Source organism: Agromyces sp. NPDC055661, assembly GCF_053618135.1.
In genome coordinates, this window is the sequence record NZ_JBSHHC010000001.1 from 2,547,549 (window position 1) to 2,568,132 (window position 20,584).

A 20,584-nucleotide genomic window follows, 5' to 3' on the forward strand; every position below is an offset into this window, starting at 1 on the left:
GACACCGGAGCCGCCCCCACTGGGGTGTCGCCCTGCGCGCGGTGCGGGCATACGCTGGGCGCATGTCCGCGGACGTCGACGTCCTCGTGATCGGGGCCGGCCAGGCCGGTCTCGCGGTGAGCCACGAGCTGGGCTCCGCCGGGGTGGAGCACGTCGTGCTCGAGGCGGACCGCATCGCCCGCGCGTGGTCGGCCCGGTGGGACTCGTTCCACCTCGTCACGCCGAACCACACCGTGCGGTTACCCGGTGGCGAGTACCGCGGCGAGGAGCCCCACGGCTTCATGGCGCGCGACGAGGTACTCGCCCACCTCCGCGAGTACGCGGCGTCGTTCGACGCTCCCGTCGAGGAGGGGCGCCCCGTGACGGCGCTCGTGCAGGAGGACGGCGGATTCCGCGCGGACACGCCGCTCGGCGGCATCCGTGCTCGGAACGTCGTGGTGTGCACGGGGGCGTACCAGCGCGAGCACCGGCCGCCGTGGGCCTCGGAACTGGCCCAGCGGGTGTACGTGACCGGGCCGGGCGGTTACCGATCGCCGGACTCGCTGCCCGACGGGCGCGTGCTCGTCATCGGCGGCGGGCAGACCGCTGCGCAGCTGACGGAGGAACTCCACGACGCCGGGCGCGACGTCACCCTCGCGACGGGGTCGGCGCCGTCCATGCCGCGACGGATCGCCGGGCGCGACACGGTCGACTGGCTGGAGGACTCGGGCTTCTTCGAGCACACGCTCGCCGACATGCCCTCGCCGGCCGTGCGGTTCGCGGCGAATCCGCTCGCGACGGGCGCAGGCGGCGGGCACGACCTGACGCTCCGGACGCTGGCCGCCGCGGGCGTGCCGCTGAGCGGGCGCGTGACCGGGGTCGACGGGGACGAGTTCGTCGTCGCCGATGACCTCGCCGCATCGGTCGCGGTCGGCGACGAGGCCTACCGGCAGATCTGGGGCGCGGCGGCCGGGGTCGCCGACGCGAAGGGGCTGCCGGCGCTCCCGCCGCCCGACCTGGACGACGCGCCGCTCGAGTCGAGCGAGCCGCCGCGCGTCTCCGAGCTCGGCGCGGTCGTCGTCGCGTGCGGCTACCGTCCGGCGTACGGCTGGATCCGCATCCCCGACCTGCTCGACGACATGGGCTTCCCGCTGCACGAGGGCGGTCGCAGCATCCGTGCACCGGGCCTCTGGTTCGTGGGCATGCCGTGGCTCTCGCACCGGAAGTCGCCGCTGCTCATCGGCGTCGGCGAGGATGCCGCGGCGGTCGCACGACGCATCGCGGCGTGACGGCGGCTCGCCTCAGGCGACGTCGGCGTGGTCGTGTCCGGCATCCACGAGGCGTCGGGCGACGAGGGCGAGCAGGGCGGGGCGGAAGGCATCGGCCCAGACGCGGTAGCCGTGGTCGTTCGGGTGGAACATGTCCTCGGCGAACTGGGTCAGGATGCCGCGGAGCCCCTGGCGTTTCGTGAGCTCGTGCAGCGGCACCACCGTGAGCCCGCGCTCGGCGGCGAGGCGGCGCAGGATGCGGTTGGCGACGGCGACCTTGCGCTCGTTCTTCGGGAAGTGGAAGCACGGCAGGTCGGCGACGATCGCATCGTCGGGCACCGCGTCGAGGATCGCGCGCATGTTGCGCTCGAACCGGGCCGGATCCCACAGGGCGATGTCGTTCGCGCCGATCGCGACCGTGACGAGGTCGGGGCGGAGCTTCGCGAGGCGCGGCAGCTGGTCGAGCACGGCCAGCTCGGTGGTCGCGCCCGAGATGCTGAGGTTCACGACGCGCAACGACCGCCCGGTCAGGTTGCGGATGTCGTCGGCGAGCACGCCGACGTAGCTGCGGTCGGGTCGGCTCGCGCCGATGCCCTGGGCCGCGCTGTCGCCGATCGCGACGTAGAGCATCTCGCCGCGCTCCTTGGCGTGGTCGCGCCACCACTTGGAGTGGATGGGGAGGGTCTCGTTGAGCACGAGCGAGTTCGCGGTGAGCTTCGCCTGGAACCGGCGCCAGCCCACCGCCGCGAGTGCGCCGACGGCGGCGACCGCCCCCGTGGCGATCGCCGAAGCGAGCAGGCCCTTCGACGTCACGTCTGCCGACGGTACGCCGGGCGGCTGGATGAGCGCTGGATGTCCGCTGGACGGAGCGCGCGGCACCCGTACGCGTGGCGAGGCTGAGACAGGTGCGGCATCCGCTCGTTTTGGCCCTTGCGGCAGAGTCGTCTACTATCGATCCCGGTACCGTGTCCGAGCGGCCGAAGGTGCAACTCTCGAAAAGTTGTGTGGGTTAACGCCCACCGTGGGTTCAAATCCCACCGGTACCGCCACGAAGAACCCCCCGACTCCCGCAGGATTCCGCGGAAGTCGGGGGGTTCTTTCTCGTTCGAGACCTAGTGTGGCAACATTTTGGCAAGAGTTGAATCGCCACGTGCGTGATTGAGCGCAACTGCAACGGCATCGAGGTCATCGTCGAAGAGGTCGGCGTACACATCGAGTGTCATCGCGGCAGAGGCGTGACCGAGCATCCGCTGCACGGCCTTCACGTTCGCGCCGGCGCTGATGGCCAAGCTTGCGGCCGTGTGTCGGAGATCGTGGGGGGTCACGCGCGGGAAGGCGGGGTCGGTCGCCTGCGAACGCTTCACAGCGTGTGCGAACCACCCGGCCTGGGAGTGCGGCAACCTCATGTGGTTGGTGCCGTCACCGAACAACAACTGATCTCGATCCTTGCCGTCGCACCTCCGGGCGAGCGACAGCGTCAGGAACTCTGGGAACGGGACCGATCGGATCTTGTGGCTCTTCGGCGTTCCGACCTCGACATGACCACCGACCATGACGGCGTTCTGGATGACGCTCACACGGCGCCGGAGCGTGTCGAGGTCCTTCACGCGAAGACCCGTCGCTTCGCCCCACCGGAGCCCCGTGTAGGCGAGGAAGAGCACGAGCGTCGAGTGTGAGGACTCGAGCGCCAGACGGTCGACCTGGTCGTGTGTGAGGTAGGTGTGCGCCTTCCGCGGCTTCTTCGGGAGGGTGAGACCGCGTGCCGGATTGGACGAGATGCGAAGGTCCTTCATGGCGACGTCGAGGATGCCGGCCAAGACTCCGTGAGCGCGAAGGGTCGACGTGGCGGACATCGTCGCCGCGAGCTCGGACACCCAGCTCTGGGCTTCGCTGTGTCGGATGCTGCCGACTGCCCGATCTCCCCACTTGGGGAGCACGTGGAGGCGCCAGGCGGACTCCAGCGACCGATACGCCGACGGCTTCAGGAGATTCCTTTGACTGTTGATCCAGTCCGCGCCGAGCACCCCAATCGTGATCCGCGCGGACGATTCGTCGATGAACGACCCGCGAGCCTTCGACACCTCGACCTCGGCGAGATAGAGCTCGGCGTCGCGCTTCGTCCTGAAACCGCGCTTCTGTCCCTGCTTCCGGTCCGGCTTGCGATAGACGACGCGATACCGTCGCCCGGCCGACGTTGCATAGGCGTGGATGCTACCCATGGTTCGTACCCGCATCGAGGCGATCTACGCGGGCGTCTTCCTCGCCATCTGTGTCCACAATTTGAGGCTATCGACGCCGGCCGACGCTCCACTCGGCCAAGCTCCGACGCATGTGGATAACTGGCGTTCGGCGAAGCCTCAGGGGGTCACTCACCGTACCCCTCAGGGGGTCACTCACCGTACCGCTTAGGGGGACGGTAGGCGTACCTGCAGGGGGACGCTCACCGTACCCCTTAGAAGGAGGAAGGAACAGGAAGAACAGTAAAGAAGCAGGAAGCGCGTTTCGGACGCAGTCTGTGGATAACCGACCTTCTGAGAACGTCCGAGTCGCTGACACCGTAGCCACAGACGCGGCGCCTCTGCCTTGCCGCCAGCCGCCGTCCACTGGCTCAGACCGGGGCGGAAGACGGCGGCAGACACTCTGAGGTCGTGCCAACCACAGCCGAATCGCTCGAAGAGATTCGCGACGCCATCGCACAGCTTCGTGCAGCTGCAACGCACGACGACGACGCATCCCGGGTGAGGTAGCCAAAAGGCTCGGGCGGCAGTTCGACGGCATTGACAACCCAATAGAGTTGCGCACGGCCGTCGCCAATGCTCTGCATCTATTTCGGGGTGGAATGGGTTCATTCCAAGACACTGGAACCGCGGTGATGGACGCCGCCGTTACCCGATTGCGTCATGCGCTCGGTCAGGCGATCTAGAGGCTCCGAGCGGCGGATCCTATCCGTCTGGCTCGCAAACCCACTTTCCACAACATCTGCGCCGAGCTGCATACACGGCCATTCGCTTGCCCGTTCATCAGCCGCGAATAGGCAACCGAACGGGATCGCCCGTTCTTTCCCTGTCCTGCCGCCCCTGCCGCGCTTCGCGCGCTTCCCAACCTCCCCCACTCATCCTTCGTTCTTCATGGGGGAGGTTGGGAAGTAAAGCAGGGGCGGCAGGACAGGGAAAGAATCGATAGGAGGGAAACAACGGCGGGAGCTGTCAAGAGATCAATGGACAGACGCGGGGCGCTGGAATCGGTGATGATGGTGCGTCTCGTTGACGAAGCGTCCTCGGGCTTGGCGTGGGAACGAGTGGAGGGTCCCAGTGCGGGATGTTCAGAAGTCTCCAGGCAGCTCGCCAGGGAGCCGGCTCGGGCGGTGCGCACCGTGGTGCAGATAAACGTCGGTGCAGATAAGCCACTGTCCCGATATTGCGGCCGGGTCACCCGGATCGTGTGCCGTCGGGCTGCGGACGAGGTACGGGTCATGTCGCGGCGCTCTGATTGGTCCAGCTTCTGCACCGCACATTTGAGGGTCGACCCGCTGCAGTCGGAGGGCTTCGGGTCGGGCGGTTAGCCCTCCTGTTCCGATGACGTGCGTCCGCCGCTCGCTGGGCGCGGACAGTTGCGTTCGAGGCGCCCTCATCGGGCACCTTCGCGGGCGGGTCTATCGCGAATCACCACCAGGGTCGAGACTTGCGGGTCGCGGTGAACCGGCCCCCACCTCGTGGAGCGCCGCCGATCGACCCAGACGCGCTCGTTCTTTCGTTTCAAGCTGTGGGCGACTCGGTTGTATCCGCCCAGCCAGGTTCAGAGTCTGCAAGGCTATTCACCAGCCGACCAGGACAGGAGAGGCGGCTTGTCGAAGTCATCCGGAGCGACGGACATCGCGGCCCGCGCCACGCCCGCCTCCCAACGTCGGAGGTGGTATCGGCGGCGTCCTCCGGCCCGGTACGCGGCCGCCGCTCGCGGGCTCTGGTGGACCGGGCAGTCTGCCCTCTTTCTCGGAGTATTCACGGCCATCACTGGAGTGCCGGCTTTCCTTCTGACGTACGTCGCGATCGCGGCGATAGCAATGGGGCAGGTGTCTTCGTACGGTGCCCAGTCCGCGTGGTTCGCCTACGGATGGTTCGCGACGTCGCTCGCCGGTCCGCTCTTGTTCGCCGACCTCATGTTCAAAGGACGGGCCGACGTCATCGATGCGATTGCTGACCCGTCTCGTCGCAGGTGGCTCACGCTCGGCAGCTACGCTCTGCTCACCATCGTCACAGCCGGGATAGCACTTGTCTGCACCGTCGCCGTCCTGTGGTTCTGGTGGGTCACCGGTTGGGGAGTACAGTCATGGGCGGAGCACAACCTTTGATCAGAACGCTCTGTTCTTCGTGCCGCTTGTTCAACCTGGCGCCCCTCAGCAAGGACATGGGCTGGTGAGCCCATGTCGGGGGAACAGAGTAAGGCCCCCGACAGCTCTCGCAGAGACGGTGAAGCCCCCGGGTCCCCGGCCCGTCTCGAACGGGCAACCACCCTCACCAACTGCGAGCTGGGCGCGCCCTTGAAGGGTAGGAGCGCCTGGGGCGGGTCACGACGAGGCTACAGTGCATGTCCCTCTTTGGTCGCGCCGGTGCGGTGGGTGGGCGTCTCGATCCGAGTACGCTCGACCCGCGTGCCCGTTCACTAACACGCCCCGTTTGAGGACCGGCTACCGGGCAGTTGGACCATGGCGGTCCGAGCAGGTACGTTGCACAACGTGTCGATGCAGTGGCTAACCCGCGAGTGGGCGTCTGGCGCGCTCGACGACGCTGAATGGGATTTGCGTTGGCGGGACTACCAGTCGCACCGCACCGCGGTGCTGCCGCGACTGCGTGACGGTGCTGAGAGGTTGATTCAGGGGGTCAATCTGCACGATGCGCAGATCCAATCGGTCGAGCACCAACCCGGCGGCGCGCTGGTGCTGCGTGCGCTCGTAGGCGATCTGCAGGTTGGCTACGAGTTCGTCGAGCTGAGCTTCGTCGGCGCAGAGCTCCGGTTGGAACCCGGGGCGACCATCGATTCACTGCGGCTCTATGACGCCGAGACCGAGATCCTCTATGACGAGGTCGACGTTCAAACTGACGGGCGCTTCGTGCATCGCGTTCTGCTCTGGCCGCAGGGCGAGTACGAGGTGGTCTTCACCTCACTCACGGAGCGTCGCGAGGAAGCAAGCCCAAGCGATCGGCGCTTCCGGGAGCCGGCGACGTGAGCGATGAACGACCGGTTATCGGGCGGTGCCACACGCGTTCGATCGGCTGGCCCCGTTTGATCCGTTGGCCTACGTCTCGTGGGGAGCGACTGGAATGTACGCATCCTGCTGGGCGTAGTGGATCACCGCCGCGACCGACTCGGCCGGCGTCGGTACCTTTCCGTTCCGCCAGTCTGACCAGACCTTGAGCACGTCCAGGGCGAGATCGACTTCGAGGAGGTAGGCCATCCTCTGTGGTTCGTCGAGAGCATCATCGACGGCATCGCTGATCAAAATTGCCCGTGATTCTTCGCCCCACGGCTGCTCGGCGAAGATGGTTGCGTCCGGATCGAGCGTCCGTACGCGGCTCAATAACCTGGACAAGGTGGGCATCTGCCGATCTTGGCAGACGATCGAGCTCGAGTGGCCACGATGAGGGATCGGGTTTTGGCGCGGTCCAGGTAGAGCGGGGCAGCACCCGCGCTACAAAGAGACCGAAAGGACGCTTGGAACGAAGCACTACCGTTAGTCAAATTGAGGGAGAGTGTGATGTGGGTAACAACGGGCCGCCTGTTCCAGACAGAAAGGTTGGGGCGTCCGGAGGTTCATGTGTCACCTGAGCTTCGCGAGCGGATCGCTCAGCTGAGCAGTACCGATCAGGTCCGACTTGAGCGTGAGCTCCGATCACGGTATCGCCGACTCCTGGAGGAACTCGTCGAGACGTATCCCGAGGTCGATCCGGCAGCCGAAGAAGAGTTCGTTGCCGAGTTGCTGCCTGATGAGTTTGTTCTTCAGGAATGTCCCGGTGACGACATCGTCGCGTGCATCATGCTGCAAGTTTCGGCGGCTCCGCTCAGATGGAAGCTGGACCTTGTTGGGGTTGCGGGTGATTATGTGTCGGACTTCGGGCCAAGCTACTGGAAGTGGCGCTGGATCAACGCCCGCATGGATCGTGCGGACGCCGCGGCCACCCCAACTTGATGACCGACTGTACGACCACAGACTCTCTTGTCGTTCCGTTTGAGGTAGAGGCGCTCGCCGTCGTCGAGCGCATAACCATGCTCGGATGATTTATCCCGGTATGTTTTGTCTGCCCGCGAGCATGGCGGGTCTGTTCATCGCAGCCGCTTACCCAGAGAGCGGCAGCCCGATATGCGATCCACGAACGGGCACCAATTCCGCTCCCGTTGAACCGGTGTCGCTGCGCTCGCCGGCGGTCTCTCCGCGGGTCACTACAGGTCCGTGCTCCAATTCATAAGAATTGTTCAGGCAGGGGGGCCTCGCCCGAGGGCGAGGCCTACCTGTGTCTCCTGCCGCTAAACCTTTTCGAGGATGCGGTCCGATGTCGCCTCTTCGGTCGTGCGGTCGCGCCGACCAATTCGGACAGTCCAGAATCTCAGAAGTTCTGACCGGACCGGGTTCTCCGGGCGCCGTTCAGGCACTCTCCTCCGGAGATCTTCTTGAGCGACATCCTTCTGCACGCTCTTCTCGACATCCTCGTACCACGAGTAGCACATCACCAGCCTCCTTACGTGGAGTCCTTCAATCGTCCTCCGATTTGGCTGCTTAATCGACACTTGGTATTCGACTTTCGAGAACGGGCCGCACTGCGGATCGATCATCGGCAGGATCAGCATTGACGAACCGGAAATCGCACCACGAGCTCCTGAGTACCCCCACGGCCACGGTTTGCCACCAGGCCGCGCAGCGATCATCTACATCGCGATAGCCACCGCGTGACCCACGCCGCCCTAGACGACCGTGGCCGCCTGGGAGCACTCCATCGTTCCGCGTTACTCGACAAGATCGGCTCCCCGGCCTCCGAGCGAGCGTTTGACGGCGTTCATGCGTCGTTTGCCAGATCGAACCCCTCAGCGGTCCATCAACGGACGTCCGCAGGCGGATCCCTCTCTCTCGCTCTCTCTCTCAAGCCTCAGAATGGGTCGACGACGTGGATACGGTGGGTGACTGTCTGAATTAGGCGCGCCGGCACGAACTCGACTCTTGATCCACTGAATGGACGAACGATCGCACGATGCAGGGCAGCGATGAGATTGAGATCTAGCCAGCCGAGAAACTCGCCGAGGCCGACGCGAACGGTCCAGCTGAAGACAAGTATCCACAGTGTGAAGCCGACCGGGATGATGATCCAGAGCATGACTCCGCGGACCAGCAATAGAGCGAATGCACTCAAGTCTCCGAGTGCTTCACGCGTTGGCCCATGCATGGTCTGAGCGTAGCGGCCGAGGGCACCCCCACCGCCCGATAGCCGGTCCTCAAACGGACGTCCGCAGGCGGATTCGCTTGCGGACGCGAACGGTCGCGCCGAGGGACTCGCTGCCGGCTGCTCACGGGCCGCCAACATCAGGGGTGCGGCAGCAACAGCGTCTAGGGTGCGCGGCGCGTCGTAGATAGACTTCGGCTGCCGATCTGCACGACACCCCGACGATGCCGCGGCCCGCCCAACTGGATCCTGATCGCCTGGAGTCCGATGCACACCGTCTATGACGCCCCCGCCCGTGAACCCGCCACGCTCGACCTCCCGTTTTACGGCGCGTCGTTCGGCGCATCGGTGCGCAGGTTCTTCCGCAAGTACGCCGTGTTCACCGGACGTGCCAGCCGAAGCGAGTTCTGGTGGGCGATGCTGTTCCAGTACATCGTGGGCACGATCGCCGGACTCGTCCTCACGGTCGTCGTGATCGCTGTGATGGCCTCGGTCATCGTGGGCGCGGACCAGACCGACCCAGCCGCCACGGTGCTCACAGCAACTGTGGCGTCGACCCTGGTCATGCTCTTCGGGCTTGCGGTGTTCACTCTGCCGCTGCTCCTGCCGTCGATCGCGGTCACGGTGCGCCGGCTCCACGACACGAACCGCTCAGGATGGTGGTACCTGATCTCCCTCATCCCGTTCGGCGGTTACGCACTCTACGTCTTCGCGGCGCTGGAGACCGATGCGGCCGGCAGTCGATTCGACTCGCAACACTCGCTGCCACAGCTGGAGCACACCGCATCCTGACCTGGGGCGCAGAGCCCGTGCGTGCTCCGACATGGTTGCGGCCGAAACCGGCCTGAACAGTACTCGGAGGGAGCGACCGACATTAGGATCGGCTAACGGCACGAAAGCGACGGAGGGCTCAGGTACGTTGCTGCGTTGTGCGTTCGAGGTTGAGCAAACTCAGTGCGGCATTCCTCGCGGCGCCATCGGGCGCTTGGAGCGCCACAGTCATTGTCATCGGCCGCCCGACGTGGCCGCCACCACCAGTGACGATCTCCTCGAGCACGTCTCTGGCGGAAAAGGTGTCCCAGCGCATCACGACATTGGCGATTGAGATCCTGAGGGACGTGACCGGAGACTCTCGCAGTAACGTCTCGAGCGCCGACCGCCCTTCCGGGCTCGCCGCGAGTTCATTGAGCACTGCCCAAAGTGCGTTCATCCGCTTGTTGTGTGCGCGAACTTCTCCCTTTCGTGCGTATGACAGAGTCAGCTCGCCGGCATCCACCGTGTCGCTGGCCTCGTGCAAGTCCTGGACAAGTTTCGTGACCTCGCTCACGGACATATTCTGCCTATACCTCGAGCACTCAGGGACCGGCTTGCGGTCGCTGCCTTGGTGCCTGAGAAAGGCGACCCTCCTGACGCAGGTCCGTGCGACTAGCGCAGGCTCAGTCGTCGTGCGCGGTGACGCCCTCGCTGTGTCGCCCAGGTCGCATCGGCTAGTTCTTTCAGGAGCCCCCGGTCGACATCCGAGGCTGGTAGACCCGAAAGCCAATCCAGCGCCAGCTGGACCCAGTAATCGATCTGTGTGCTCACCGCAGCAGCGGGCAACCCGCTGAGCGGCACGCGCTCGACCAAGAATCCGGACGGCAGCGAGAGTTCTCGCTCACGATCAGCAAGCTCATCGAGAACTACGGAGCGGGGCCGCTCCAGGCACGGAAGCAGTCCGACCGGGTTCGCCGGGTCCACTTCGCGTTTCGGGCCGACGGCGTCGCCGACGAAGAGTGAGCTGCCCACAAGGTCAAGCCACGCCTCTTCGCCGAGAGGAATGACACGGGTCCAGGAACTGGGCGTCGCTCGATCAGGTGCGGACATCGAAATGACAGCCAGGTCTCACGGGAGCTTCCGTGCTGAGAATCCTTGTTGGGCCACCGATCACCTACTGATCATGGCAGGGGCCTACCCGGTTCGATAGGCGACCGGCACGCGGACACTACCCGGTCAAGCAAGTGAGGCGGCTACAAACAGTGAAACGGCTCCCATTCCCAAACCAACGGCACCCACCACGACAATCATCCATGCGCGAAGATCAGCGCCGTTCTCGTCGAACTTGACTCGAAGCCGTTCGAAGATCCGGCGGGACCAGGTGAGAAGACTCGCCCCGAACACGATCTGAGCGAGGCCGATTGCATAGATCGGCCACGCTATCCACGAGTCTGTCTCGGATTCAATTTCCTGTATGCCGTCCTCGAGAACTGTCCTGACGACCCCAGTCAGTGCTACGGCGAGGATGACTATCGCGCCAATGCCCCAGAAGCGCATGATGCCGGGCGTGGAGTTCGACGCGACTTGCTCACGCATTGACTTCGGCGCAGCGACCGGCAGCGTACGAATCGATGCGGCATTCAACCGGGCGAGCGCAGCTGGCCAAAGAATCGCGGCCACCGCGAGAGGGAGCATGACGGAGAACACAAGGATCGCCATCACGAGAGCAGCAAGCGGCATGGCGAAGAGTCTATTGCTGGGCTTCCAACCAGTTGGCCCTTGCGATCGCGGACCGGCTTGTCGGACAGTGGTCCCAACGGAGCCGGGTTCGTGCTCGATAATCGGCGTGAGTTAGTCCCAGGAAAATCCGTGCTCTGCCGTCGTGGCCGGACCCGTCGGTCGACTGCAAGAGCGTCGGACGCGCGTCATACGATGACGATGCCGTGCTTATCGGGGGCGGCTCACGAAAGGGGGATCGCAATCAGGATTTCTTTGGGTTTCCAGACGATCCCGTGCGTGCGTTGCGGGGGTGACCGAATCCCCTCAGTCGAGTGCCCCGACTGCGGCGCCAAGCCTCGCCCAGGAGAAGTGGACGCACGGGTCGTTCGCCGTCGACAAGGCTTGGCGAGAGTTGAATCCAAACGAGCCTCCTTCACCACTACGGAGCGGGTCGCGCGTGCAACTCCCGCTCCCTCAGACTTGACGATCATTCTCGAGCGTATGTTGACGGCGATTGCCGCGTTCTCGGAGGCGCCGACGGCTGATTCTGCTGTCGCCGAACTTGCCGCGGCAATCCACGAAATCGACGCAATGAAGTCAATCCTCACGGCTGTGGCGAACCTTCGGCCCGGGATAGGCATGAAACGCGCGCTGCTTGAATGCGCCGACAATCTCGAGCGAATCTGGGACCTCTATGCCGATGCTTTGATAGCTCCAACACCCGCGGCGGCCCAGTCGCTTTCCGTGCGAGCTCAAGAGGCGATGGATATTGCTGCAAACCCCATAGTCGACGCCCGCAGGCTTCAGGACGCGGCCGCGGCGCTTGACCAGCAGTTGAAGCCGATTCCCGAGCGAATCTTCGAAGCACTCGACATGCTGTTCCCGCAGGCCACTTTCCGAGAGTTGCTCGCCTCGGGCTCCGAAATTGCCGGAGATGCGCTCCGCCTCAGAATAGGCAACAACTCGGGACTCTCGTACCTAATCCTGGAGCCGATCGCGGAAACCAGTCTGGATCCGCTCCGCTTCAAAGAGAAGCTGCGACAGGCCAGTCTCGGCAGCTTCGACCACAAGCGCCTGGTGACTATCGCTGGGATGGATGGCGCCGTCACTGGTTTGGCGGATACGCACCGCCTGCTTGTTGAGGCCGCGGTCGCCTACAACGCCGCCACCTCAGCCGAGTCGGACGAGCGAGCGAACGTGCGACGCACTGGGCGCTTCATCAGCGAACTTTACGAGGCCAGTGGAGCTGTGCTCGCCTGGTATCGACTACTTGAGCGGGACGTAGAGGACCCAGGTGCATTCGCCCGACAGATGATGGACGACTCTACGAAGATGGCCACCGATCTCCAACGCGGCCCGATGGGTCGGGTCTTCGAAGATGCTGCGAAGTACCTTCGTCATGCTCCGAACCACGGTCGCGCCTTTGACTATGACCCGGATACAGCATGTGTCTCCATAAGGCTCAAGAGCCATTCCGAGGAGATACCGCTCGAGGATTTTGTCGACCGTGCGTTCGCGTTTCTAGAAACGCTGCTCGCGAGTGTTTGGGGCCTGGAGAACTCGTTGGAACTCGCCGAAGTTGACGTGAGTCTGAGTAGCGCGGACGCGCTCTACCTCGGCTTCTCGCCAATTACGCTTGCAGCAATCACCCTTCCGTTCCTAGCGCCGGTGACTGTCGAACGTTACGCCGAGAGCGATGATGTCTGGTCCTTCGAAATCAAGACTGACTCCCCAGACATCCTGCTGGCCGCACTTGCGCTTGCCTCTAATCCGAGAGTGACTGCAAAGGAGCTCGCTATTCGAGGTTCTAACGAAGCCGATCTCGTGACGAAACTCTCACTCTGGAAGGAACTCGGCTCGAACATGGACCGGCACACTCGGATGATGAGCCTGCTCCACCTCAAGGCGAACTCGATTCGCGGGGACATCTCGGCGCTCGAGCGTTCCGACCTGCAATTCATGCTCGTTCTGCTCGGCATGGCGACGCTTGATGGTGACGTGTCGACCATCGCGCACCTGCGCCAGCTCCGGAGGTGGGCAGCAACTCGTGGATGGGAACCTGAGGAAGGCCTCGCGGCGCGGGTAGTGTCCGCATCCCGAGGTGTCGAGGCTGCCGCTGTGCGGCAGTCGCTCGCCTTATTGGCCGGCGCTGCCAAGACACCCCAATTGCCCACTGCAACCGCGGTGCGGGTGCTCATCGATACGTCGATCTGAGACCGGCATTTCCTGTCCGACGAATCCGACGCCGGTCGAGACGGGGATTGCATCACTCGCGTGCCGAGAGCCCAGCACGGATCGAGGCCATTGCTATCGCTCCCAAGCCACACGTGCCGGACTGCATCGTCTCGGTATGTAACAGGAGCGTTTGTGATCGGCACACAGGTACCGTCGCAGCCGCCGCGGAAGCTCAGCCGGTACCGAGCAAACGGCCACCTGGCTGGCTACTCTTTCATCTTGTGGAAGCGCCTTGGTGGTCGTTGACCGTCGCAGCAGCCTCGCTGCTCGTGACGGTGTACCTGTCGATCCGGAGCTGGTACTACGGCGGAAGCGTCATCAAAGTCGAGCTCGATCTCCTTGAACGCAGGTGGATGGGCCCGGATATCACGGGGTCGGTGCCGCGGTGGCGAACCGGCATCGGGTGGGACTCTCCGGAGCGGCGGGGGTTGAGGCTGGATATTGTGAAGCTGACCGTCCGTAACAAAGGGCGCACGGCCTCGACGATCATGGAGCCGGGACTGCGCTTCGGGCCAGCTCCGCTCCCTCGGGGCACCTACACGATCATGCCTCTCCGCCTGCTCCCCGATGGCGTCACGGAATCCGTCGTTCGCATCGAATCACACGACGCGAAAGTGTTCTACTTTTACTTGGAGCCAATCCTTCGTGGCGCTCGGGATGAATTCGGCGACATTACCCTAGCCGCCCGCGCCTCGATTACCACCGGCACCGGGAAGACGCGCCTATCGGCCCGATGGAGAGGATACCCACCGTCCTGGAACATCCTCATCTTCAGACCAGGCGTCGATTGGATCGGTGAACGGCCACTGTCCCTCGCCGACCGGCTCTGGCTGTGGACCGAACTGACCGGGGAGGTCTACCAGCCTCCGAAGACCATCGCACCGCAGATGGTCACCGAGGCCGCCCGACTTGCGGATGAAGGCGCCAGCCTGGACACCATTACCGATGGGCTCACCCAGTTGCAGGCAATCTTCCCCAGCTCCCCGGCATTCACCGCTCAGGAAGGCTGGCTCCGCGAGCTGGCTGCGCACGCACTCAAGCTTGCTGGCGCACGCGACTCGACGGTCGGGTTGCCGCGAGACGACGAGGGCAGCGCCGGGACCCTTTCAGTTCATTAGGTCGCCGCCTGAAACTCGCGGCCGATACCGCGCGGTGCCCCGCGGACTGAGGGGTCCTCGCATCGACGCCGAGCGCACCATCCGCGTCTTGTTGTTTTGCGCCGGATTCAAGGGGTCTACCTATTCAGATTCTCGCTCAGGAGTCCACTTGCCGCCCTGCCACGAAGTCTGACGCGGGACATTCGTGATCGCCTCGGCGCGGGCCGTTGTCGTACGAGTCGCCGACGGTTCCGGTGGGCGGCACGGCGCCGAGTTCGAGGGGCGGTCGGTGTAGACCATGACCTTGCTCCTTGACGACGCACTTGGCGCCGGTCCGCTGTGAGAGGTTCACCGACCGACCCTAGACCATTGATTGAGATCGGCCCGCATAGCGGATCGATCTTCGATGGGGTTCGGCATCATCGTGAGGGCGTGGGTGACTGTGTCGCGGACAGCGCGGTCGCCGAGCCACCATCGGCTTATGCAACGGGTACTTCGCGCAACCCAGCTCCGGCGTTCTTCCAGGCAACCAGGCGCTCAGAGAGCGATCACTGGTAGATAGCGAGCAAGCTCAATTGCATCGCGGGACCCTGCAACCACATCATCTCCGAGCCCTTTGGTGGCCCCTTGCGCTCGAGTTCGCGTCGAGCCTCTCTTGGCAGCTGAGAGTAGATCGGAATGCCGGGCAGAGGCTTCCACTGATCGGCTGGCCAAGTGGTCACTACCTTGCCTACAACACGTGCAACGCCATCGACGGTCACTCCGCCGGGCACCAGCGCAGCGAACTTTGAATCATCGGGCAGATCCCCCAGCAGGATGCCGGTGCCGTCCATTGCAGCGCCGAACTCAGCCATAGTCTCGAACGTGCCGTCGTCAAACTTCTCGAGTCCGGTTGGCTTACCGGTCATCTGACTGATTGCCCGTACGAGAGGCAGCATCGATAGGAACCCGTGTGAACCGGAAAGCTGTGAGACGTCCGCTGGGTACACTTCTGCCGCAAACTCGACGAGGTGGCCGGTGCGCAACTTCGAACGAGCCGACGGATCAGCCTCGAGGTCGAACCATCCAAACTGGTCGCTGTCACCCTCGACCAACGAGAGGAGGCGCTCGAATCGGGCCGGACCGTCGTCCTCATAGTCGAGCGATTCAGCGTCGACCTTTGTTTTCCCGACGCCCAGATTCGCGATCTTGGCATCGATTGCGGCCTTCTTTTCACTATCCGTTGACGACGAGCGATTGCTCGCTCTCCTTAGGCCGTCCTCTACCTGGCTGATGTACTGACCCAGTTGCTTCTCGTCCAGGTAGAGGAAGTTCCTCAGCATGACGCTCATTCCTTCGTTCGCGGCGACTGGATAAGAGCGTAGTGAGGTCGACCGACAAATCGAGGACCCTTAGGGCGTTGAGGCCTCGGCTCGGGCAGGCATCCGTCCACTACGCTCCGCCGTCCTGACTATGAGTCTCATCGATGGACGAGTCTCGGCGGCTTCAGCACGCAACAGCCACTGACCGCTCGAGGATGGGCTATCGGGCGACAGGCAGGCGAGCGCCACTCGCACCCCGTGGCAACAGAATGGCAACAACCGTTGTGATTGCGGGCGCATCTGGAGAGTGAGCGGGCGCCCAACTGAGGCGGAATTCCGCGGATCATGGCGAGTCACCGTGTACTCGCTGGGCCCAGTTTCGGGTTCAAATCCCACCGGTACCGCCACGAGAAACGCCCCGGATCCCAGCAAATGCAAGGGATCCGGGGCGTTTCCCCTTTACCGCTATTGGCAGCTTGCCCATATCTCGCCCCCACTCGCTTGGGATCCTGCGTGATCGAGAGCGAACGCAACAGGGGACGAAGGGCAGGTCGATTCAGGCATCCTGTGAGGATCTGCGCCCATGGATTCGTGGTCGCGCTGAAGCACGTCTGCGGATTTTCGAGATGGCAAGCCGCGGGGTGCATCCGAACCCGCGCTTGATGCGGAAGTACTGGATATCGGGTCGATACGCACCCGCCGATTGAAGGGGAAGTTCAATGAAGCGCATTCTCGCCACCGGATTCATCGTCGCGTTCGCCACGTTCGGCGTCGCCGGCGCCGCCCACGCTGCGCCCGCCGACGCTGCCTGCTTCGGCCAGGTGCACAAGACCATCAACACCGAAGGCGCCCTCGGGTTCACGAACGTCGGAGACGTCGTCAAGGCAGTCGGCGGGCAGGGCAAGAACGACATCGCCAGGGGGATCTGCGGCGACTGAGATGCCCTGACGCGGTCACGGCCCTGAGCGGCGGCTCGGAGCTGCGGCTTCCGAGTCGCCGACCCGATCCGCGAATGCTGCACCTCGTATGCAAATCCTGGACGAGACCCCTATACGTGACGCTCACGCCGGGGAATCATGGTGAAGTCGGACTCGGGCGGTTCGCGTCGGCATTCTAGGACACGGTGCCTCCGGACGGGCGCAGTTTCCGTGTCGGGTGACTCGAGTTGCGGGCCCGCTCCTCTTGTCAGGGAACGGGCGCCGCGGTGACGATCGATGGTCTCCAACGTGGCGGAAGGTTTGGATGATGGGCACGATCAATGTGGGCACCGAGAACTCGGCGCCGATCGATCTGTACTACGAAGACCAGGGCAGCGGACGCGCGGTCGTGCTGTTGCATGGCTGGCCGTTCGATGGCCGGTCCTGGGAGCCCCAGCTGCATCCGCTGCTCGAGGCCGGCTACCGCGTGATCAACTACGACCGTCGCGGGTTCGGTCGATCGAGCGCTCCGATCACCGGATACGACTTCGACACGCTGAGCGCCGACCTCGATACCGTGATGCGCACGCTCGATCTGACGGATGTCTCGTTGGTCGGTTTCTCGCTCGGAACCGGCGAGGTCGCCCGGTACATCGGACGATTCGGGGCTGACCGGGTGCGGAGCATCGTGTTGATCGAGAGTCTGACCCCGACATTCGCGAAGGGGCCCGATAACCCGCACGGGGTGGACGCCGCGGGCGTCGACGCAACCCAGCAGGCGATTCTCGCCGACCGCTACGCGTGGCTCACGGGCCTGCTCGGTGACATGTTGAACCTCGACGACTACCTCGGGAACCGGGTCAGCGATGACACCGTGCGCGCGATGTGGTCGGCGGGCGTGGACGCGTCGCCGTGGGCGACGTGGGCATGCCCGCGCACGTGGCTCGAGGACTTCTCGAGCGACATCGACACGATCGACGTGCCGGTGTTGCTCGTGCATGGCACCGCCGACCGGATCCTGGATCTCGACAGCCAGGGTCGCCGTGCCCACGCGGCGATGCCCGATGCCGAGTACATCGAGATCGAGGGTGGCCCGCACGTCGGGTGCGTGACGCATGCCGAAGAGATCAACGGTCACCTGTTGCGTTTCCTCGCCGCGTGAGCCGAAACGGGGACACGACCATGAACGACGAACAACGCGACCAGCTCGCCCAGACGCTGAAGCGAACCGAGGTGCAACGCGTCGGATCCTCGATCCCCGGGCGGGAGATCGTGCAGGTCCTGACCGAGATCCCGGTTGGGGTGTCGTCCGGCTGGCATCACCACCCAGGGGAAGAGGTGGGCTACATCGTGGGCGGCACCGTGCGAATGGAGATCCGCGACGCATCGACGCTCACGCTGCACGCCGGTGATGGCTTTCTGATTCCACCCGGCGTATCGCACAACGCGACGGACCTCGGCCCCGAGATCGGGCATATGCTCTCGACCTACATCGTCGAGATCGGCGAGCCCCTTTCGACGCTCGAGCCGTGACCGAACCCGCATTCGGCTGGAGAGCATGGTCGCTTCGCGCCATCGGTGCATCCGTTCCACCAGATCCTTCGGAAGTAGTCGTTGAGGCGACTTCGGTCACATCGATGCGACATCATGCAGGCGGTCGCGGAAGAACGATGCGGGTGTCGCTCGGGACCGCAGGAGGAGAACTGATCTCATCGCAGGGGAGCACGACCGCGACAAGGGTGCTCGGAACGCTCGTCGCGGTCTTCGTTGTCGGCCTGATGTGCGGATGCGTCGCCGATGCCGGTGATCTCGCGCCGACGACGTCGCCGGCCGCACCTGCGTCCGGACGATCAGGCGATGGATCCAGCCCGGCGGTCATGCAGCCGGCAGCCACAGTGCCCGACCTCCCACGGCGTTCCGCTGCACTCGCCGAGCAGCCCCCTCCTCCGCCCGCGCCAGTCCGCCTCGAGGTCGCCGCGCTCGGTATCGACGTCTCGGTCGAGCCCGTCGGGCTCGACGCGGAGGGCAGTATGGCACTCATCGAAGATCCGTCCATCGCGGCGTGGTACGCATGGGGTCCTGCGCCGGCGAGCGAGTCCGGCTCGATGGTGATCGCCGCACACGTCGACTCGCTCACGTACGACCTGCTTCCCTTCGCACGGTTGCGTGATGCGAGGCCGGGGACGGAAGTCCTGGTCACCGATGCGACGGGCGCCCGGCACGTTTACGTGGTGCAGACATCGGAGGTCGTGGTGAAAGAGGAGGTGGATTGGGATGCGGCATTCGACCGGTCAGGACCGCCGCGCCTCACCCTCGTGACCTGCGGAGGGGAATTCGACTACTCGGCACGCCGCTACCTCTCGAACCTGGTCGTGACCGCGACCCCGATCGCATGACCGGGCAAGGGACGGAAGGGCCTCAACCCTTCTTCTCCAACCCCCTCACCCTCGAGGTTGCGTCGCCTCAGGAGTGAACGGCACATACCGGCGCTGGGAAGTGTCGAAGCGATCACGTAGAGCGCAATTGGCCCCGTACGATCGAGTCGCCCGAGTGCGCGGGGTCTCCGTTGGTCGGCTCGGATGACACATCCACCAAGGAGAACGTTGCAAGGTCGACGTCGGGGGGCACTGCGAATCGGCCGGTCTTGCCATCGAGGAGGCCAAGGCTCACGAGGCCGCTCGCGTCGTCGTTGAGGAGCCAGACCTCCTTGACCTGACCAGGTGCCGCTTCGCCGTCCATTTCGACCACGATCGACCGGCGTCCGTCGCTGCCCTCCTCGACGAGTGCCCGGCCCTCGGCCGACCACCCCGGCAGCGGATCGAGGCGCGCCTCGGCGATGATCGCCTCGTTGGTGCGCGATACGAGGTTGGTGCCGATGGTGATGCCGGCGACGACGCCTACGACGGCCGCGGCAGCCGCGAGGGCCGGCCACCACCATCGTGTCCCTCGACGCCGACCGGTATCGGCCGGCTCAGGGCGCACCTCGGCAACAGGCCGAGGGGTGTCAGCGTCTGCGAGCGGATCGGAGGCGAGGTCGGCACTGAGCCCGAGCTGAGCGTGGATGCCGCCCCACACGGAAGGGGAGGGTCGTTCGAGATCGAAGTCGGCTGCAGCAGCGCGGCTCCGCGCGACCGTCGCGGCGAACTCCTCGTACTCACGACGACAGTCGGGGCAGGAGCGCAGGTGCGCCCGCGTCATCGCGTCGGGCTCGCCGCCGTCGGCCGCGAGCGCGGCGAGTTCGTCAGGTTCCGGGTGCATCCTCCACCTCCCACCATTGTCGAATGCGGATCAGGCTCCGCCGGATATGGCTCTTCACGGTACCCACAGGCAGTCCGAGGCTGTCGGCGATCTGCGTGTGCGTCAGCCGATCGTAGAACGCCAGTTGCATGACGCGCCGTGGCACTGGCTCGAGCCCGTCGAGCGCCTCGGAGACCATTGCGCGTTCAGCGAGGCGCTCGTCGAACGCGCCTCCTTCGATCGTCGCCTCACCAGCGAGTTCCGCTTCGATCCGGCTCGTCTTGGCGCGCGCTTCATGGGCATCTGCGATGCGATGTCGCGTGATCCCGACGAGCCATGACTGGAGAGGTGCACGCGTCGGGTCGTAACGTTCCCGGCTGTTCCATGCGGCAATGAACACCTGCTGCGTGACGTCCTCGGCGTCCAGCCTGTTTCCGAGCGATCGAGCGGCGAGGGTGTAGACGAGGGGCGACCATTTTGCGTATGCAGACCGGAGAGCCTCTTCGTCGCCGCTCGCGAACCTCTCGGCGAGCTTGTCGTCTCCTGCAAGGGGCGAGGCGCTCATCGACCGGAATCCGCTCCTCTCGCTCGACTGAGGATGCCTCGAGAGGACGTCGTCGTATCGATCTCCACGCCACGGCACCGTTCCGC

General features: G+C 64.6%; 21 protein-coding genes and 1 tRNA gene. 12 read left to right on the forward strand and 10 right to left on the reverse strand.

Annotation, left to right across the window (positions count from 1 at the left end):
• Nucleotides 1–62: 62 nt before the first annotated feature.
• Entirely contained in the window at nucleotides 63–1,268 is a 1,206-nt protein-coding gene (locus ACWGO8_RS11725) for a flavin-containing monooxygenase (protein ID WP_452043222.1), read from the forward strand.
• 12 nt (nucleotides 1,269–1,280) lie between these two features.
• On the opposite strand, the gene ACWGO8_RS11730 is transcribed toward ACWGO8_RS11725, so the two are convergent.
• The gene (locus ACWGO8_RS11730; protein WP_452043223.1) at nucleotides 1,281–2,060 is read right to left on the reverse strand and encodes an SGNH/GDSL hydrolase family protein; all 780 of its coding nucleotides are present in this window, start codon (nucleotides 2,058–2,060) and stop codon (nucleotides 1,281–1,283) included.
• A 146-nt stretch (nucleotides 2,061–2,206) separates the two neighbouring features.
• On the opposite strand from ACWGO8_RS11730, the gene ACWGO8_RS11735 reads away from it, so the two are divergent.
• Nucleotides 2,207–2,296, forward strand: a tRNA-Ser gene (locus tag ACWGO8_RS11735).
• A 63-nt stretch (nucleotides 2,297–2,359) separates the two neighbouring features.
• Here ACWGO8_RS11735 and ACWGO8_RS11740 read toward each other — a convergent pair.
• Nucleotides 2,360–3,466 carry a site-specific integrase gene (locus tag ACWGO8_RS11740; protein ID WP_452043224.1) on the reverse strand — a complete coding sequence of 369 codons (1,107 nt, stop codon included), beginning with the start codon at nucleotides 3,464–3,466 and terminating at the stop codon, nucleotides 2,360–2,362.
• Nucleotides 3,467–5,316: 1,850 nt separating this feature from the next.
• On the opposite strand from ACWGO8_RS11740, the gene ACWGO8_RS11745 reads away from it, so the two are divergent.
• Nucleotides 5,317–5,595: a hypothetical protein gene (locus ACWGO8_RS11745; protein WP_452043225.1), complete on the forward strand. Its 279-nt coding sequence runs from the start codon at nucleotides 5,317–5,319 to the stop codon at nucleotides 5,593–5,595.
• A gap of 384 nt (nucleotides 5,596–5,979) precedes the next feature.
• Entirely contained in the window at nucleotides 5,980–6,471 is a 492-nt protein-coding gene (locus ACWGO8_RS11750; protein ID WP_452043226.1) for a hypothetical protein, read from the forward strand.
• 69 nt (nucleotides 6,472–6,540) lie between these two features.
• Here the strand turns inward: ACWGO8_RS11750 and ACWGO8_RS11755 are convergent, their stop codons facing one another.
• Nucleotides 6,541–6,843: a hypothetical protein gene (locus ACWGO8_RS11755; protein ID WP_452043227.1), complete on the reverse strand. Its 303-nt coding sequence runs from the start codon at nucleotides 6,841–6,843 to the stop codon at nucleotides 6,541–6,543.
• Nucleotides 6,844–6,999: 156 nt separating this feature from the next.
• Here ACWGO8_RS11755 and ACWGO8_RS11760 point away from each other — a divergent pair, with 156 nt between their 5' ends.
• Complete coding sequence (locus tag ACWGO8_RS11760; RefSeq protein WP_452043228.1) at nucleotides 7,000–7,431, forward strand: hypothetical protein; 432 nt, start codon at nucleotides 7,000–7,002, stop codon at nucleotides 7,429–7,431.
• 335 nt (nucleotides 7,432–7,766) lie between these two features.
• Here ACWGO8_RS11760 and ACWGO8_RS11765 read toward each other — a convergent pair whose 3' ends face one another.
• Together ACWGO8_RS11765 and ACWGO8_RS11770 are read right to left on the reverse strand one after the other, a co-directional pair.
• Entirely contained in the window at nucleotides 7,767–8,087 is a 321-nt protein-coding gene (locus tag ACWGO8_RS11765) for a hypothetical protein (RefSeq protein WP_452043229.1), read from the reverse strand.
• Nucleotides 8,088–8,383: 296 nt separating this feature from the next.
• Entirely contained in the window at nucleotides 8,384–8,608 is a 225-nt protein-coding gene (locus ACWGO8_RS11770) for a hypothetical protein (RefSeq protein WP_452043230.1), read from the reverse strand.
• 333 nt (nucleotides 8,609–8,941) lie between these two features.
• Between ACWGO8_RS11770 and ACWGO8_RS11775 the strand changes: the two genes are divergently transcribed.
• Nucleotides 8,942–9,466: a DUF805 domain-containing protein gene (locus tag ACWGO8_RS11775; protein ID WP_452043231.1), complete on the forward strand. Its 525-nt coding sequence runs from the start codon at nucleotides 8,942–8,944 to the stop codon at nucleotides 9,464–9,466.
• A 118-nt stretch (nucleotides 9,467–9,584) separates the two neighbouring features.
• On the opposite strand, the gene ACWGO8_RS11780 is transcribed toward ACWGO8_RS11775, so the two are convergent.
• Both ACWGO8_RS11780 and ACWGO8_RS11785 read right to left on the reverse strand, forming a co-directional pair.
• Nucleotides 9,585–10,001, reverse strand: coding sequence for a hypothetical protein (locus ACWGO8_RS11780; protein WP_452043232.1), 417 nt, complete (start codon nucleotides 9,999–10,001; stop codon nucleotides 9,585–9,587).
• Between the two features lie 662 nt (nucleotides 10,002–10,663).
• Complete coding sequence (locus ACWGO8_RS11785; protein ID WP_452043233.1) at nucleotides 10,664–11,167, reverse strand: hypothetical protein; 504 nt, start codon at nucleotides 11,165–11,167, stop codon at nucleotides 10,664–10,666.
• Between the two features lie 459 nt (nucleotides 11,168–11,626).
• Here ACWGO8_RS11785 and ACWGO8_RS11790 point away from each other — a divergent pair, with 459 nt between their 5' ends.
• Together ACWGO8_RS11790 and ACWGO8_RS11795 are read left to right on the forward strand one after the other, a co-directional pair.
• A complete protein-coding gene (locus ACWGO8_RS11790; RefSeq protein WP_452043234.1) occupies nucleotides 11,627–13,360 on the forward strand; it encodes a hypothetical protein in 1,734 nt (577 codons plus the stop codon).
• 290 nt (nucleotides 13,361–13,650) lie between these two features.
• Complete coding sequence (locus tag ACWGO8_RS11795) at nucleotides 13,651–14,499, forward strand: hypothetical protein (RefSeq protein WP_452043235.1); 849 nt, start codon at nucleotides 13,651–13,653, stop codon at nucleotides 14,497–14,499.
• 527 nt (nucleotides 14,500–15,026) lie between these two features.
• On the opposite strand, the gene ACWGO8_RS11800 is transcribed toward ACWGO8_RS11795, so the two are convergent.
• Nucleotides 15,027–15,800, reverse strand: a complete 774-nt coding sequence (locus tag ACWGO8_RS11800) for a DUF6414 family protein (protein WP_452043236.1) — start codon at nucleotides 15,798–15,800, stop codon at nucleotides 15,027–15,029.
• 698 nt (nucleotides 15,801–16,498) lie between these two features.
• Here ACWGO8_RS11800 and ACWGO8_RS11805 point away from each other — a divergent pair.
• The 4 genes from ACWGO8_RS11805 (at nucleotide 16,499) to ACWGO8_RS11820 (ending at nucleotide 19,092) form a co-directional block, all read left to right on the forward strand.
• The gene (locus tag ACWGO8_RS11805; protein ID WP_452043237.1) at nucleotides 16,499–16,717 is read left to right on the forward strand and encodes a hypothetical protein; all 219 of its coding nucleotides are present in this window, start codon (nucleotides 16,499–16,501) and stop codon (nucleotides 16,715–16,717) included.
• Between the two features lie 307 nt (nucleotides 16,718–17,024).
• Nucleotides 17,025–17,858: an alpha/beta fold hydrolase gene (locus ACWGO8_RS11810; protein WP_452043238.1), complete on the forward strand. Its 834-nt coding sequence runs from the start codon at nucleotides 17,025–17,027 to the stop codon at nucleotides 17,856–17,858.
• Between the two features lie 20 nt (nucleotides 17,859–17,878).
• Nucleotides 17,879–18,229 carry a cupin domain-containing protein gene (locus ACWGO8_RS11815; protein WP_452043239.1) on the forward strand — a complete coding sequence of 117 codons (351 nt, stop codon included), beginning with the start codon at nucleotides 17,879–17,881 and terminating at the stop codon, nucleotides 18,227–18,229.
• A gap of 143 nt (nucleotides 18,230–18,372) precedes the next feature.
• Entirely contained in the window at nucleotides 18,373–19,092 is a 720-nt protein-coding gene (locus tag ACWGO8_RS11820; RefSeq protein ID WP_452043240.1) for a class F sortase, read from the forward strand.
• Nucleotides 19,093–19,204: 112 nt separating this feature from the next.
• Here ACWGO8_RS11820 and ACWGO8_RS11825 read toward each other — a convergent pair whose 3' ends face one another.
• Both ACWGO8_RS11825 and ACWGO8_RS11830 read right to left on the reverse strand, forming a co-directional pair.
• Nucleotides 19,205–19,771: an anti-sigma factor gene (locus ACWGO8_RS11825; protein ID WP_452043241.1), complete on the reverse strand. Its 567-nt coding sequence runs from the start codon at nucleotides 19,769–19,771 to the stop codon at nucleotides 19,205–19,207.
• A 166-nt stretch (nucleotides 19,772–19,937) separates the two neighbouring features.
• Nucleotides 19,938–20,498, reverse strand: coding sequence for an RNA polymerase sigma factor (locus ACWGO8_RS11830; RefSeq protein WP_452043242.1), 561 nt, complete (start codon nucleotides 20,496–20,498; stop codon nucleotides 19,938–19,940).
• Between the last annotated feature and the right edge of the window lie 86 nt (nucleotides 20,499–20,584).

Excerpts from the sequence above, each read along its gene's own strand:
- ACWGO8_RS11725 (WP_452043222.1), top strand. The coding sequence starts at position 63 with ATGTCCGCGGACGTCGACGTCCTCGTGATCGGGGCCGGCCAGGCCGGT.
- ACWGO8_RS11740 (WP_452043224.1), bottom strand. The coding sequence starts at position 3,466 with ATGGGTAGCATCCACGCCTATGCAACGTCGGCCGGGCGACGGTATCGC.
- ACWGO8_RS11755 (WP_452043227.1), bottom strand. The coding sequence starts at position 6,843 with ATGCCCACCTTGTCCAGGTTATTGAGCCGCGTACGGACGCTCGATCCG.
- ACWGO8_RS11760 (WP_452043228.1), top strand. The coding sequence starts at position 7,000 with ATGTGGGTAACAACGGGCCGCCTGTTCCAGACAGAAAGGTTGGGGCGT.
- ACWGO8_RS11765 (WP_452043229.1), bottom strand. The coding sequence starts at position 8,087 with ATGCTGATCCTGCCGATGATCGATCCGCAGTGCGGCCCGTTCTCGAAA.
- ACWGO8_RS11770 (WP_452043230.1), bottom strand. The coding sequence starts at position 8,608 with ATGCTCTGGATCATCATCCCGGTCGGCTTCACACTGTGGATACTTGTC.
- ACWGO8_RS11775 (WP_452043231.1), top strand. The coding sequence starts at position 8,942 with ATGCACACCGTCTATGACGCCCCCGCCCGTGAACCCGCCACGCTCGAC.
- ACWGO8_RS11785 (WP_452043233.1), bottom strand. The coding sequence starts at position 11,167 with ATGCCGCTTGCTGCTCTCGTGATGGCGATCCTTGTGTTCTCCGTCATG.
- ACWGO8_RS11800 (WP_452043236.1), bottom strand. The coding sequence starts at position 15,800 with ATGCTGAGGAACTTCCTCTACCTGGACGAGAAGCAACTGGGTCAGTAC.
- ACWGO8_RS11805 (WP_452043237.1), top strand. The coding sequence starts at position 16,499 with ATGAAGCGCATTCTCGCCACCGGATTCATCGTCGCGTTCGCCACGTTC.
- ACWGO8_RS11810 (WP_452043238.1), top strand. The coding sequence starts at position 17,025 with ATGGGCACGATCAATGTGGGCACCGAGAACTCGGCGCCGATCGATCTG.
- ACWGO8_RS11815 (WP_452043239.1), top strand. The coding sequence starts at position 17,879 with ATGAACGACGAACAACGCGACCAGCTCGCCCAGACGCTGAAGCGAACC.
- ACWGO8_RS11830 (WP_452043242.1), bottom strand. The coding sequence starts at position 20,498 with ATGAGCGCCTCGCCCCTTGCAGGAGACGACAAGCTCGCCGAGAGGTTC.